14 protein-coding genes are annotated in these 12661 nt (G+C 70.4%); 10 read left to right on the forward strand and 4 right to left on the reverse strand.

Annotation, left to right across the window (positions count from 1 at the left end):
• On the forward strand, nucleotides 1-472 hold a 472-nt coding region (locus Dsi01nite_RS32350; RefSeq protein ID WP_203850114.1), incomplete at its 5' end, for a MarR family winged helix-turn-helix transcriptional regulator.
• A 6-nt stretch (nucleotides 473-478) separates the two neighbouring features.
• Here Dsi01nite_RS32350 and Dsi01nite_RS32355 read toward each other — a convergent pair.
• On the reverse strand, nucleotides 479-1036 hold the full coding sequence (locus Dsi01nite_RS32355; protein ID WP_203850115.1) for an alpha-ketoglutarate-dependent dioxygenase AlkB: 558 nt from the start codon (nucleotides 1034-1036) through the stop codon (nucleotides 479-481).
• Between the two features lie 199 nt (nucleotides 1037-1235).
• Between Dsi01nite_RS32355 and Dsi01nite_RS32360 the strand changes: the two genes are divergently transcribed.
• The 5 genes from Dsi01nite_RS32360 to Dsi01nite_RS32380 all read left to right on the forward strand — a co-directional run bounded on the left by Dsi01nite_RS32360 (nucleotide 1236) and on the right by Dsi01nite_RS32380 (nucleotide 6259).
• A complete protein-coding gene (locus tag Dsi01nite_RS32360; RefSeq protein ID WP_203850116.1) occupies nucleotides 1236-2213 on the forward strand; it encodes a glycoside hydrolase family 5 protein in 978 nt (325 codons plus the stop codon).
• Between the two features lie 63 nt (nucleotides 2214-2276).
• A complete protein-coding gene (locus Dsi01nite_RS32365; RefSeq protein ID WP_239136336.1) occupies nucleotides 2277-3557 on the forward strand; it encodes an ABC transporter substrate-binding protein in 1281 nt (426 codons plus the stop codon).
• A 55-nt stretch (nucleotides 3558-3612) separates the two neighbouring features.
• Nucleotides 3613-4542 carry a carbohydrate ABC transporter permease gene (locus tag Dsi01nite_RS32370; RefSeq protein WP_203850118.1) on the forward strand — a complete coding sequence of 310 codons (930 nt, stop codon included), beginning with the start codon at nucleotides 3613-3615 and terminating at the stop codon, nucleotides 4540-4542.
• Nucleotides 4539-5354 carry a carbohydrate ABC transporter permease gene (locus tag Dsi01nite_RS32375; protein ID WP_239136332.1) on the forward strand — a complete coding sequence of 272 codons (816 nt, stop codon included), beginning with the start codon at nucleotides 4539-4541 and terminating at the stop codon, nucleotides 5352-5354. Before Dsi01nite_RS32370 ends, Dsi01nite_RS32375 begins: the two co-directional genes overlap by 4 nt.
• Nucleotides 5351-6259 carry an ROK family protein gene (locus tag Dsi01nite_RS32380; protein WP_203850119.1) on the forward strand — a complete coding sequence of 303 codons (909 nt, stop codon included), beginning with the start codon at nucleotides 5351-5353 and terminating at the stop codon, nucleotides 6257-6259. Before Dsi01nite_RS32375 ends, Dsi01nite_RS32380 begins: the two co-directional genes overlap by 4 nt.
• On the opposite strand, the gene Dsi01nite_RS32385 is transcribed toward Dsi01nite_RS32380, so the two are convergent.
• Nucleotides 6251-7261 (reverse strand): LacI family DNA-binding transcriptional regulator, encoded by a 1011-nt coding sequence (locus tag Dsi01nite_RS32385; RefSeq protein WP_203850120.1) that lies wholly within the window; start codon nucleotides 7259-7261, stop codon nucleotides 6251-6253. The genes Dsi01nite_RS32380 and Dsi01nite_RS32385 overlap by 9 nt on opposite strands.
• Before the next feature lie 138 nt (nucleotides 7262-7399).
• Here Dsi01nite_RS32385 and Dsi01nite_RS32390 point away from each other — a divergent pair, with 138 nt between their 5' ends.
• Entirely contained in the window at nucleotides 7400-9364 is a 1965-nt protein-coding gene (locus Dsi01nite_RS32390; RefSeq protein ID WP_203850121.1) for a cellulase family glycosylhydrolase, read from the forward strand.
• A gap of 19 nt (nucleotides 9365-9383) precedes the next feature.
• On the opposite strand, the gene Dsi01nite_RS32395 is transcribed toward Dsi01nite_RS32390, so the two are convergent.
• Nucleotides 9384-10391, reverse strand: a complete 1008-nt coding sequence (locus Dsi01nite_RS32395; protein ID WP_203850122.1) for a cellulase family glycosylhydrolase — start codon at nucleotides 10389-10391, stop codon at nucleotides 9384-9386.
• Between the two features lie 119 nt (nucleotides 10392-10510).
• Between Dsi01nite_RS32395 and Dsi01nite_RS32400 the strand changes: the two genes are divergently transcribed.
• The gene (locus Dsi01nite_RS32400) at nucleotides 10511-10966 is read left to right on the forward strand and encodes a hypothetical protein (protein ID WP_203850123.1); all 456 of its coding nucleotides are present in this window, start codon (nucleotides 10511-10513) and stop codon (nucleotides 10964-10966) included.
• 3 nt (nucleotides 10967-10969) lie between these two features.
• Here Dsi01nite_RS32400 and Dsi01nite_RS32405 read toward each other — a convergent pair whose 3' ends face one another.
• Nucleotides 10970-11797 (reverse strand): poly(ethylene terephthalate) hydrolase family protein, encoded by an 828-nt coding sequence (locus tag Dsi01nite_RS32405; protein ID WP_203850124.1) that lies wholly within the window; start codon nucleotides 11795-11797, stop codon nucleotides 10970-10972.
• Between the two features lie 100 nt (nucleotides 11798-11897).
• On the opposite strand from Dsi01nite_RS32405, the gene Dsi01nite_RS32410 reads away from it, so the two are divergent.
• Both Dsi01nite_RS32410 and Dsi01nite_RS32415 read left to right on the forward strand, forming a co-directional pair.
• Complete coding sequence (locus Dsi01nite_RS32410) at nucleotides 11898-12284, forward strand: RidA family protein (protein WP_203850125.1); 387 nt, start codon at nucleotides 11898-11900, stop codon at nucleotides 12282-12284.
• Complete coding sequence (locus Dsi01nite_RS32415) at nucleotides 12281-12631, forward strand: hypothetical protein (RefSeq protein ID WP_203850126.1); 351 nt, start codon at nucleotides 12281-12283, stop codon at nucleotides 12629-12631. Before Dsi01nite_RS32410 ends, Dsi01nite_RS32415 begins: the two co-directional genes overlap by 4 nt.
• The last annotated feature ends 30 nt before the right edge of the window (nucleotides 12632-12661 follow it).

A 12661-nucleotide genomic window follows, 5' to 3' on the forward strand; every position in this document is an offset into this window, starting at 1 on the left:
GTCCGTGCCGGTGCCGCCGGTGCCGTTGGCGCGGCTGTTCGCGATGGCCGGCCGGTACCTCGTCGAGCGGCTGCACCAGCGTCTCGCCGACCGCGGCTGGCCCGACATCCCTCCGGCCACCGGCTACGTCCTGCTGGCCGCCCGGACCGGACCGACCACGGGCGGCGAGATCGCCCAGCTGATGCGCACCTCGAAGCAGGCGGCCTCGAAACTGCTGGAGGCCATGGAGCGGCGCGGGTTCGTCGAGCGCGGCGCCGCGGGTGCGGACGGCGCGGACGGCCGGATGAAGTCGGTCGTCCTCACCGACCAGGGGCGCGAGTTGCTCACCGCCGTCGAGGACATCTACGTGGAGCTCGAGTCCGACTGGGCCGCGCTCATGGGCCGCGACACCCTCGAACTGATCCGCACCTCGCTGACCGGAGCGCTCATCGACGCGTACGGCGGCGCCCTGCCCGCGATCGGCCCCAGCTGACACCGCTCAGGTGATCAGTACGGTCCGGAAGGTCAGCGACACGCGCCGCCCGCGGGGGATGACGCAGTCCTGCCACCGGTCGGACTTCCGCGCGGCGATGCCGTGGCGCCAGTCGTACCGTGCCGGACCGCGCATCACCAGCAGGCTGCCGGGATCCATCAGCACGTCGACCCGCCGCTGCGCCTTCGGCAGGCTGAACGTCATCACGCACGCGGAGCCGAGGCTCACCGACAGCACGGTGTCCGCGAAGCACGGCACGCAGTCGACGTGCGCGGCGATGCCCTGACCCGGCTGGTACTCGTTGACGATGACCTGGTCGAGCGGGCGGGGTGCGTGACCGTCGCGGTGCAGCCGCTCGGCGAGCCCGCCGGCCCACGCCGGCAGCGGCCCGAGGAACTCGTCCGCGTCGACCTTCTTGCGGCTGTAGTCGTAGCGGTAACCGTAGTGCTGGACGCGTCGGCGCAGGTCCTCGCGCCACGGCAGCGCGTCGACGGTGGCGAGCAGGTCCCGCTGGCCGTCCGCGTCGAGATAGCCGGGCAGGTTGGTGAGCCCGTCGATGTCCACGAGCGTGAACCTTACCGCCGCGGCGGGTGTTGTTATGCGCTTCAGTCGGGCTGCACGAGGTGGCAGCGTGGGCGGAGCGCCACCCGGGCCCGGTGCTGAAACTGTTGTGAAACGTGGGATTGACAGCTTCAGAGAGCGGGCCTAGGTTGATGGAACTTATCCGGTTCAGTCCCCGCCGCGCCGCCTGAAGGGTCCCGCGATGTCCCACCACGGGTTCAACGTCCAGTGGATGTTCAACGCCAACGCCGGCGCCTCGGGCCCCGACGAGCGCGTCCTGGACGCCGTCGCGGCGTGGGGGTTCAACTTCATCCGGCTGCCGACGGACTACCGGCTGTGGAGCATCGGCGGCGACCCCTACCGGGCGGACGAGTCGGTGCTCGCCCTGGTGGACAAGACCCTCGCCGCCTGCCGGCAGCGGGGGCTGCATCTTTCACTGAACCTGCACCGCGCGCCGGGCTACATCATCACCGGCTGGGAGACCGAGCCCTACAACCTGTGGGCGGACCGGCCCGCCCGCGACGCGTTCGTCGCCACCTGGGAACGGTTCGCGGCGCGCTACGCGGACGTCCCGCCGCAGGACCTGAGCTTCGACCTCGTCAACGAACCGCCGGCGCTGGGCCTGCGCGGCTTCACCCGGGCCGCCCACGAGGCCGTCATCCGGCACGCGGTCGGCGCCGTGCGGGCCATCTCGCCGGACCGGCCGCTGGTCGTCGACGGGCTCGACGGTGGCAACCTCGCCATGCCGGAGCTCGCGGACCTGGGCCTCACCCAGAGCGTCCGCGGCTACCAGCCGATGAGCGTGTCGCACTACCGGGCCGAGTGGTGGCCGGAGCACCGCGGGCTGCCGGCACCCGGTTACCCGTGCGACTACGCCGGCCGGTGGTGGGACGGCGCGGCCCTGCGCGAGTTCTACGCGCCGTGGCGCGACCTGGAAGCCGCGGGCGTGCCCGTGCACGTCGGCGAGTTCGGCTGTTACGAGCACACCCCCGACGAGGTCGCCCGCGCCTGGTTCGCCGACCTGTTCGACGTGTTCGGCCAGTTCGGCTGGGGCTATGCCCTGTGGGAGTTCGAAGGCCCGTTCGGCATCGTCGGGCACCACCGGCCCGGCGCGGTCTTCGAGCGGCGCGACGGCTTCGACGTCGACGTCCATCTCCTGGATCTCATGCGTTCGTTCTGACCATGGCACCTGTGCAGCACAACCGATAACACCCCCTCACATCGGAAGGTGGTACCCGTGCATATGAAGCAACGCCTCATCGCCGTGCTCGCCGCGACCTCCCTCGTCCTCACCGCCTGCGGGGACGACGCCGGCAGTGGCAGCGACGGCAAGATCGCCGGTGACATCACGGTCCTGACGCAGCGGACCGACCTCGTCGACACCGTGCTGCCGGAGTACAAGAAGAAGTTCGAGGCCAAGTATCCCGGCACGAACGTCAAGTTCGAGGCGATCACCGACTACGAGGGGGAGGTGCGCGTCCGGATGAACACGAAGAACTACGGCGACGTGTTGCCGATCCCCAACTCGGTCACCGCCGACCAGCTGCCGTCGTTCTTCGAGCCGCTGGGCACCGTGGACGAGCTCAAGGACAAGTATCGCTTCGTACGCTCGGAGCAGACGTTCGGCGGCAAGGTGTACGGCCTGGCCATCACCGGCAACGCCCAGGGCTACGTGTTCAACAAGAAGGTGTGGACCGCCGCCGGCATCACCACGCCGCCGACGACGCCGGAGGAGTTCCTGTCGGCGCTGAAGGCCATCAAGGACAAGACCGGCGTGGTCCCGCTGTACACCAACTACAAGGACGGCTGGCCGCTCGGGCAGTGGGAGGGCGTGCGCGGCGCGGTCAGCGGCGACCCGGAGGCGGTGACGAAGCTGGCCAAGGACGACGCGCCGTGGAGCCCGGGCAAGGAGCAGTACATCATCGACTCGCTGCTGTTCGACGCGGTGAAGGGCGGCTACACCGAGGCCGACCCGACGACCACGAACTGGGAGCAGTCGAAGGGCATGCTCGGCACCGGGAAGATCGCCACGATGGTCCTCGGTTCGTGGTCGGTGGTGCAGATGCAGGCGGCCGCCACGAGCAAGGACGACATCGGCTACTGGCCGTTCCCGAACCAGGTCAACGGCAAGTTCCACACGGTCGTCGGCGGCGACTACAAGAACGGCATCAACGTCAACTCCAAGAACAAGGCGACCGCCCGGGCCTGGGTCGACTGGTTCGCCGACGAGTCGAACTACGCCATCGACCAGGGCGGCGTCTCGGTGGTGACCAGCGCGCAGCTGCCGGCGTCCCTGGCGGACCTGCAGGCGGCCAAGACGGAGTTCATCGAGATCAACCCGGCGCCCAAGGGCGAGGAGGGGCTCGCGGACAAGATCGGCAACACGGCCGAGATCGCGCTGTTCGACGGCAAGTACCGCCAGCGGCTCGTCGACGCGGCCCGCGGCGCGAAGAAGGAGACGAAGGAGCAGATCTTCGCCGACCTGAACAAGAAGTGGGCCGACACCCGGGCCAAGCTCAAGTAACGCTGTTCGGCGTGCGGCCCGAACGGCCGCACGCCGCTCCCTGAAGGTGAGCCCGATGGCCATTGACACCAAACCGGCGTCCGAGCTGCGCCGGGCGGGCCGGCCGGCCCGCCCGCACAACGTCGCCCGCACGCTGACGCCGTACCTGTTCCTCGCCGCGCCGCTGGCGTTCCTGATCGTGTTCACCTACATCCCGGTGGTGAACATGTTCGGCTACAGCGTCACGTCCTGGGACGGGCTGAGCCCGAGCCGCGAGTTCGTCGGGCTCGACAACTACGTCGAGATCGCCACCCGGCCGGAGCTGTTCGGGGTGCTGAAGGTCAGCCTGTACTACATCGGCGCCTCGGTGGTGCAGATCGGGCTCGCGCTGTACTTCGCCACGATCCTGAGTTTCAACACCCGCTTCCGGAACCTGTTCAAGGGCGTGCTGTTCTTCCCGTACCTCATCAACGGCGTCGCCATCGGCATGATCTTCCTGTTCTTCTTCCAGCCCGGTGGCACCCTGGACTCGGCGATGTCGGCGCTCGGCCTCGGCGGCGCGACCCAGCAGTGGCTCGGCGACCCGTCAGTGGTCAACTGGTCCCTCGCGGGCACGTCGATCTGGCGGTACCTCGGACTGAACTTCGTGTTGTTCCTCGGTGCGATCCAGTCGATCCCGGCGCACCTCTACGAGGCGGCGGAGATCGACGGCGCGAGCCGCTGGGACCAGTTCCGGCACATCATCCTGCCGGGCATCCGGCCGATCGTCGGGCTGTCGTTCATCCTCGCGATCTCCGGCTCGCTGTCGGTCTTCGAGATCCCGTTCATCATGACCGGCGGCGCGAACGACAGCGAGACCTTCGTCATCCAGACCGTCAACATGGCCTTCAAGTACTACAAGCTCGGCCTCGCTTCGGCGATGGCGGTGGTACTGCTGCTGATCATCCTGCTGGTCACGTGGCTGCAGCGGCGCGTCGCGCCCGACGAGAAGGTGGACCTGTCGTGATCGCCCGCGTGCTCAAGTACCTCTCGCTGACCGGCGCGAGCCTGGTGGTGCTGCTGCCGCCCGTCGTGCTGGTGCTCGCGTCGCTGAAGACCAACAACGAGTACCTCAACAGCGGCCCGTTCGACCCGCCCGGCGACTGGCTCAACTTCGACAACTACGTCACGGCGTTCACCAAGGGGCACATGCTCCGCGGCTTCATCAACACGTCGGTCATCATGGCCGTCTCCCTCACCGGCACCGTCCTCATCGGCTCGATGGCCGCCTACGCCATCGACCGCTTCCGGTTCCGCCTCCGCAAGCTGGTCGTGGCGCTCTTCATGCTCGCCACGCTGGTGCCGGGCGTCACCACGCAGGTCGCCACGTTCAAGGTCGTCGACGCCCTCGACCTCTACGACAGCCGCTGGTCGGCGATCGCGCTCTTCCTCGGCACCGACATCATCTCCATCTACATCTTCCGGCAGTTCCTGCGCGGCGTGCCCCGCGAGCTCGACGAGGCCGCCGCGATGGAGGGCGCCGGCCCGTTCGGCATCTTCTGGAGAATCATCCTGCCGCTGCTGAAACCCGCGATCGCGACGGTCGTCATCATCAAGGGCATCGCCATGTACAACGAGTTCTACATCCCGTTCCTGTACATGCCGTCGCAGGAGCTGGGCGTCATCTCCACGTCGCTGTATCGCTTCAAGGGCCCGTTCGGGGCGCAGTGGGAGGTCATCTCCGCCGGCGTCATCCTCGTCATCATCCCCACCCTGATCGCGTTCCTCGCCCTGCAACGGTTCATCTACAACGGTTTCACCGCCGGAGCGGGCAAATGAGCGTCGGCCTGAACGGGCCTGTCTTCGGGGGTGTCGAGGCCGGCGGGACGAAGGTCGTGTGCGCGGTCGGGGTCGGGCCCGACGCGGTCCTGGACCGCACGACGATCCCGACCACCTCGCCGGCGGAGACCCTTGAGCGGATCATCGCCTACTTCCGGGCGCAGCGCGCCGCCGGCCACGACATCGCCGCGCTCGGGGTCGCCTCGTTCGGCCCACTCGACCTCGTCTCCGGCCACATCACCACCACGCCGAAGCCCGGCTGGGGCGGCACCGACCTGGTGGGTGCGCTGCGCCGTGGGCTCGGCGTGCCGGTGGCGCTGGACACCGACGTCAACGGCGCCGCCTACGGCGAGCACCGCTGGGGCGCGGGCCGCGGGCAGGGCACCGTCGTCTACGTGACGGTCGGCACCGGCATCGGCGGCGGTGCCATCGTCAACGGGCAGCCCCTGCACGGCCTGCTGCACCCCGAGATGGGCCACCTGCACGTGCGGCGGCACCCGGCCGACGACTTCGCCGGCACCTGCCCGTTTCACGGTGACTGCATCGAGGGCCTCGCCAGCGGGCCCGCCATCGAACGCCGGGCCGGCCGGTCCGCCCGCGACCTCGGCCCGCTGCGCGCGCGGACGGTGGAACTCGAGGCGCACTACCTCGCCCAGCTGATGACGTCGATCATCTACCTGCTGATGCCGCACCGCATCGTCGTCGGCGGCGGGGTGCTGAACATCCCCGGCCTCCTCGACGCGGTCCGGTCGGCGACCGCGGACCGCCTCGGCAAGGCCCTTGACGCGGTGCCGGCGACGGCCCGGATGGACGAGTACATCGTGCCGCCGGACCTCGGCACCTTCTCCGGCGTCCTGGGCGCGCTCGGCCTCGCCGAACACGAGTATCAGCGATCTTTACGTTGACTGCCGCACGTGCAGCGTCCCGGGCGGCACCGTGGCGTGGGTGACCTCGCCGGTGTGGAGGGTCCTCAGCAGTGCCTGGGCCGTCAGCTCCGCCTGGTGCGCGGGGGCCTGCTCCACCGCGGTGATCGTCGGCACGGTGAGCTGGCACAGGTCCGAGTCGTCCCAGGCGACCACCGAGACGTCGCCGGGCACCGCCATCCCCATGTCGTGCACCACTTTCAGCGCGGCGGCCGCCATCACGTCGTTGTCGAAGACCACGGCGGTCGGCGGTTCGCTGCCGCTCATCAGCCGCAGCATGGCGCTCATGCCGTCCATGGCGCTGTAGTTGGTGTACAGCACCAGATAGCGGTCGATCCCGGCCCGCTCCAGCGCGTCGAGGTAGGCCAGGTCGCGCTGCCGGGTGTGCAGCAGCTCGGCGGTGCCGGCGACCCGGGCGACGGACCGGTGCCCCCGCGCCCGCAGGTGCTCCACGACCCGGCCGGCCGTGCCGGCGGCGTCGCCGTCGACGGTGCTGATCGGGTCGAGGCCGCCGTGCCCGCCGATGACCGCGGCGGGCAGGCCGAGCTCGACGAGCGCGTCGATGCGCGGGTCGTCCTCGCGCACGTCGGTGACGATCACGCCGTCGACGTGCCGGCCGGCCCACCACCTGCGGTACACCTCGACGGTGTCGTCGACCTCGGCGACGAGGTGCAGCAGGAGGCTCATGCCGTCGCGGTTGAGCGCGGCCTCGACCCCGCTGAGCATCTGGGTGAGGTACGAGTCGACGATCAGCTCCCGCGGCGGCCGCACGAGCACCAGCCCGATCGCGTTGGCACGGGACAGCCCGAGCGATCGCGCGGCGATGTTCGGTGCCCAGCCGAGCTCCCCGGCGGCCGCGAGGACCTTCGCGCGGGTCTGCTCGGACACGCCGGGCCGGCCGTTGAGCGCATACGACACCGCCGCCTCGGAAACCCCGGCGTGGGTGGCGACCTGTCGGATCGTGACCCGAGAGCTGAAGCGCATAAGAGCGACCGTATTGCGATCATCCCCAGGTGTCAAAGACATCGTTGACATCCATTGATGGACACTCGTACGCTCCGACCTGAGTCGGTTAAGTCACCTCGCAGCCACGTGCTGCCTCCACCGCCAGGAAGGCGACCGATGATCAGACGCCTCCTCGCCGGGTTCGCCGGCCTCGCCCTCGCGGCGAGCGCCGGCGTGGCCTCCGCGAGCCCCAGCCACGACGGCTTCGTCGTGCGCCACGGCGACGACCTGCAGCTCAACGGGAAGGACTTCCGGTTCGCCGGGTCCAACAACTACTACCTGATGTACCGGTCACCGGCCATGGTCGACGACGTCTTCGCCGACGCGGCCGCGGCCGGCTTCACCGTGCTGCGCACCTGGGGGTTCCTGGACATCGGCGCCCAGGACGACACCGGATCCGTGCACCACAAGGAGAACGGCGTCTACTTCCAGTACTGGGACGGGACGCGACCCGCCTACAACGACGGGCCCGACGGCCTGCAGCACCTCGACCAGGTCGTCAAGTCGGCCCGGGACAAGGGCATCAAGCTGGTCATCCCGCTGACGAACAACTGGAGCGCGTTCGGCGGCATGGACCAGTACGTGCGCTGGCGCGGCGGCACCCACCACGACCAGTTCTACACCGACCCCGTCATCCGCGGCTGGTACAAGGACTGGATCAGCCACGTGCTCAACCGCACGAACAGCCTCACCGGCGTCAAGTACAAGGACGACCCCACCATCATGGCGTGGGAGCTGGCCAACGAGCCCCGCTGCGGCGGGTCCGGGGTCTACCCGCGCTCGGCGACCTGCACCGACGCCACGGTCACCGCCTGGGCCGCCGACATCAGCGGGCACATCGACGGCGTCGACGGCAGGCACCTCATCGGCTCCGGCGACGAGGGATTCCTGTGCACGGACCGGGCCGGCACCGACTTCACCACCAACTGCGCCGACGGGGTGAACTCCGCGGCCCTGGCCGCCCTGCCGGCGGTCGACCTGCTGTCCTTCCACCTCTACCCCGACCACTGGAACAAGGATCCGGCCTGGGGCACGGGCTGGATCACCAGCCATGTCCGCCTCGCCGACCGGCTGCGCAAACCCGTGCTGCTGGGCGAGTTCGGGCTGTTGGACAAGGCGACCCGCAACGTCGTGTACAAGGAGTGGACCGACGCCGCCGTGCGCGCGGGCATCGACGGGTTCCTCTACTGGATCCTGTCCGGCGTCCAGGACGACGGCACCGACTACCCGGACTACGACGGCTTCACCGTCTACTGCCCGAGCCCCGTCTGCACCACCGTCGCCAACGCCGGCGACGAGCTGCGCCGCGGCCAGCGGTCCCGCCCGCCGGTCGCCGACCACGACACCGCCCAGACCCTGCGGGAGGAGCCGGTGACGGTGGCGCCCGCGGCCAACGACATCGCCTACCGCACCAAGGTGCAGCCGTCCACCATCGACCTGGACCCCGCCGCCGCGGGCCAGCAGGCGACGGTGACGGTGCCCGGCGGCGGGTTCCGTCTGGACCGGGGCCTTGTCACCTTCACGCCGGCCGCCGGGTTCACCGGCCGGGTCGTCGCCCCGTACACCATCCGCGACCAGGCCGGCCGCACGTCCAACGTGGCGGAGCTGCGCATCACGGTGAAGAACCGCCCCGGCGACCCGCTCGTGCTGGCGTCGTTCGAGTCCGGCACCGAGGGCTGGGCGCCGGCGAGCTGGCAGTCCAACGCCGGCACCGTGGCGCAGACGACCGAGTTCCACCCCGAGGGAGCGGCCGGGCTGCGGGTCACCACCGCGGACGGCGGCTGGTTCGGCGTCGCCGGCCTGCCCGAGCGCGTCGACCTGTCCGGCAGGGCGGTGCTGCGCTACGAGCTGCGCACCGGCGCGACCGGCACCTCCTACAGCATCGCGCTGCAGACCGGCGACGCGTACACCTGGTGCCAGTCGACCTGGGGCTACGCGGGCGCGGGCGGCACCACCACGGTCGAGGCCGACCTGGGCACCGCGATGTCCTGCGACGCGGCGGCCCTGGCCGACGTGCGCGCCGTCTACGTCTGGTTCGACGGAAACGGCGTGCACGACATCGACCACCTGCGCGCCCAGTAGCGCGGAGCGGGCCACCGTCTCAGCTGTAGACGGTGGCCTGCTTCGAGGTCTGCTTCCAGCCGTTGGTGCCCCAGATGATGCGGTCGCCCCACCAGGCGCGGTTGTTGACGTTGAAGCCGTAGACCATGTCGAGGTACTCCACGCCGCCGCCGTTGCCGGACCACGACCAGGCGAGCCAGCCGATGCCGCGGTAGTTGGCGTGGTTGATGATGGCGTCCTCGTCCACCGGGCCGTCGGAGTGCCAGTGCCCGAACTCGCCGACGATGAGCGGCAGCCCGGCGTTGAAGTACGAGTCGAGGTATGTGTAGACCTCCTGCGCGGTGTCGTACACGCCGTACATGTGCACCGAGAACACGGTGTTGTGCAACGGGTCTGCCGCCAGTACCCCGGCCGCGTTGTTCCGCATGATCCACTGGTGGTCCTGGCCCCAGTTGGGCGCGTCCACGATGAGCGTGTGCTGCAGGCCGCCGTTGCGCAGCTTCTGCACCGCGTTCTTCGTGGCGCCCGCCCACTGCCCGGCGCTGTTGTTGCCGAGCGGCTCGTTGCCGATGTTGATGATCGCGTATGCCTCCTGGCCCTGCAGCGCGCTCTTCACGGCGAGCCAGTAGTCGGCGGCGGCGTCGAGGGCGTACGCGCCGCCCTGGTCGCCGTAGCCGGTGGTGTCGTGGTTCTCCAGGACGCAGACGAGCTTGGCGGACCGGCACCGGGAGATGACGGCGGAGACGTCGGCGGCGCTGCTGTAGCCGTAGCGCCCGCCGGTGAGCACGACGCGGATGGTGTTGGCGCCGGAGTTCTTCATGTCGGCCCAGACCTGGGTCTGGCCGGTGTACCAGGCGTGGCCGTGGTTCGCGCCACGCATGATGAACTGGTTGCCCTTGGCGTCGAGCAGCCGGGTGCCGGACACCCGGAAGCCGGTCGCGGCGGAGGCCGGTGCCGGCGTCCCGGCGACGACGAGTCCGGTGGCGGCTCCGGCGGCGGCGAGGAGCCCGGCGGCGAGGCCGGCGAGCCTGCGGCGGGGATGGGTCATGGGAGCTCCGATCTGCACGATGCGGCCCGGATGGCGGTCAGGGCCGCTTCGACACTCGTCGATTGCCTCAGTACAGCACTTAACGGGTTAAGTAGCAAGGCGGCACTACAGTGAGCACAATGGACGGTCAGCTCGTCACCGCGATCACTTCCCTGGGCGGCGTCGTGCTCGGCGGCGGGCTCTCCTACCTGGTGCAGCACCACGCGCAACGCATGAGCGCGCACGCCGAGCAGCGGCGGCAGGACGATGCCCGGCGGGCCGAGCGCCTCGTCCATCTCGAGCGGTTCGTCACCGTCGCCGCCGAGGCGGAGCGGGTCGCCATCGACCGCCCTGACAGCTGGAGCGCCGGCGAGCCCTGGCACACCACCGCCCGGGAGACGATGCGGCGGTTCTGGGTCGCCCAGCACATGCTCCGGGTGCTGTTCCCCAACAGCGTGAACGCCGTGGCCCGCGCCTACTTCCGCCGCCTCAACCGGGCGGTGTGGGACGGCGTGCCGTCGCTGGACGACCTCTACACCGAGCTCGACGACCTGCGCGACGCATTCCTCGCCGCCGCCCGCACCACCCTGGACTGACGGTTACAGCCGGTCCTCCAGCCTGCCGCGGGTGCCCGCGGTCATCCGGGTGCGGGCCGCCTGGTCGCCCCGCAGCGACCAGTGCAGGAACTCGACCGTCACGGCGGCGACGGTGTCGAAGTCGGTGCCGGGGCCGAGGTACGGGTCGAGATGATCGCCGTTCGCCAGGTCCAGCAGGGCCTTGGGCCAGGGGAGCGGGTCGTACGCCTCGGTGCAGCCCTCGAACCTGACCACGGTGTCCTGGCGGCCGTGGACGAACAGGATCGGAGCCGGATCGCCGCTGTAGCCCACCCCGAACGGCCACTGACCACCGGCGAGGACGATGCCTGCCGTGAGCCGGTCGTCGCGGTGCTTCGTGAACATGCCGACGGTCGTCATGCCGCCCAGTGAGTGCCCCGCGGCGGCGACGGCGGCCCGGTCGACGCGCCGGGCGAGGGGGTCGCCGGCGGTGCCGTCGAGCGCTAGCACCGCGGTCAGGACGGCGGCGGCGTCGCCGGGCTGGTTGACGATGTCCTTGTCGTCGAGGCGCCGCGACCCGCGGGCCGAGTGCGGGAAGGTGGGCGCCGCGACGATGAACCCGGCCGCCGCCCAGATCCGCAACAGGCGCCGGTAGTCCTCCGGGCGGCGGGTGTACCCGTGGCTGAACACGACGACGGGGAAGCGGCCGCCGGTCACGGGGTGGACGAGCAGCGTGGGCAGCGGCCGGTCGGCGCCGTTGGTGACCTGCAGGGTCCGCTCCATGACCGCGTCGGTTGCCGGCGGCTGTCTGTCGCATCCGGCGAGCAGACCGGCCAGGGCGGCACAGGCGAGCAACAGATGGACGGGACGCACGGCGCAACCTCCAGGGGCCGCACCGATCGTGGCATATCCCGCCGCGATGGGCGGTCTGCGGGGCACGCACCGGTCCCGCGGGTCTGGCAGCATGGCGGGAATGCAGCTGCAGCCGCACGCCCCCGCCGTGGGCGTCTATCCGGCCACCGACGACTACGTCCACGCGATGGAGGTCCGTGGCGCCGAGCGGCTGCTGTTCGTGGCGGGGACGATGGGGCTGCGGCAGGACGGCACCGCCGGCGAGACTCTGGCGGAGCAGCTGGACCTGATCTGGTCCAACATCCGCGCCATTCTCGCCGCGGCCGGCATGACCGTCGACAACATCGTGCGGCTCACGAGCTACCTGACCGACGCCGGCCAGGCCGACGCCAACGCCGCGGCGCGGGTGGCCGCGCTCGGTGGGCGCGCCGTCCCCACCACGGCGATCGTCGTGCAGACCCTCGTCAGCAGCTGGCTGGTCGAGATCGAGGTGGTCGCGGCGGCATGACCGGGCGACTGGGGGAGGACGAGTTCTGGGCGCGACTGGAGCGGCGGATCTGCGCCGAGTTCCAGGGCTTCGCCGACGAGCGGCTGCGTCGGAACTGGTGCGACGGGCTCGTCGCCGAGGAGTTCGAGCCGGTGCCGCGGCCGTGTGTCCGCGGGCGGGCGTGGTGTGGGCCGGACGGGCAGGAGCCGTGGGCGTTCACCCTGCTGCTGGCCCCGGGCACCCGCTCCCGCGCCGCCGTCGACTGGGCGGCGTTGCTGCCGGGCGAGCGGCTGACCGGATGGCTGTCGCCCGACCCTCTGCGCAGGACGATGACCATTGACCCGTTGGACGGATACCCGGACCGGTGAACGGGACCGGCCCCGGTCCTACCGGGGACC

This window comes from Dactylosporangium siamense, assembly GCF_016862795.1.
Lineage (GTDB): Bacteria > Actinomycetota > Actinomycetes > Mycobacteriales > Micromonosporaceae > Dactylosporangium > Dactylosporangium siamense.

Excerpts from the sequence above, each read along its gene's own strand:
- Dsi01nite_RS32360 (WP_203850116.1), top strand. The coding sequence starts at position 1,236 with ATGTCCCACCACGGGTTCAACGTCCAGTGGATGTTCAACGCCAACGCC.
- Dsi01nite_RS32365 (WP_239136336.1), top strand. The coding sequence starts at position 2,277 with ATGAAGCAACGCCTCATCGCCGTGCTCGCCGCGACCTCCCTCGTCCTC.
- Dsi01nite_RS32370 (WP_203850118.1), top strand. The coding sequence starts at position 3,613 with ATGGCCATTGACACCAAACCGGCGTCCGAGCTGCGCCGGGCGGGCCGG.
- Dsi01nite_RS32380 (WP_203850119.1), top strand. The coding sequence starts at position 5,351 with ATGAGCGTCGGCCTGAACGGGCCTGTCTTCGGGGGTGTCGAGGCCGGC.
- Dsi01nite_RS32385 (WP_203850120.1), bottom strand. The coding sequence starts at position 7,261 with ATGCGCTTCAGCTCTCGGGTCACGATCCGACAGGTCGCCACCCACGCC.
- Dsi01nite_RS32390 (WP_203850121.1), top strand. The coding sequence starts at position 7,400 with ATGATCAGACGCCTCCTCGCCGGGTTCGCCGGCCTCGCCCTCGCGGCG.
- Dsi01nite_RS32395 (WP_203850122.1), bottom strand. The coding sequence starts at position 10,391 with ATGACCCATCCCCGCCGCAGGCTCGCCGGCCTCGCCGCCGGGCTCCTC.
- Dsi01nite_RS32400 (WP_203850123.1), top strand. The coding sequence starts at position 10,511 with ATGGACGGTCAGCTCGTCACCGCGATCACTTCCCTGGGCGGCGTCGTG.
- Dsi01nite_RS32410 (WP_203850125.1), top strand. The coding sequence starts at position 11,898 with ATGCAGCTGCAGCCGCACGCCCCCGCCGTGGGCGTCTATCCGGCCACC.
- Dsi01nite_RS32415 (WP_203850126.1), top strand. The coding sequence starts at position 12,281 with ATGACCGGGCGACTGGGGGAGGACGAGTTCTGGGCGCGACTGGAGCGG.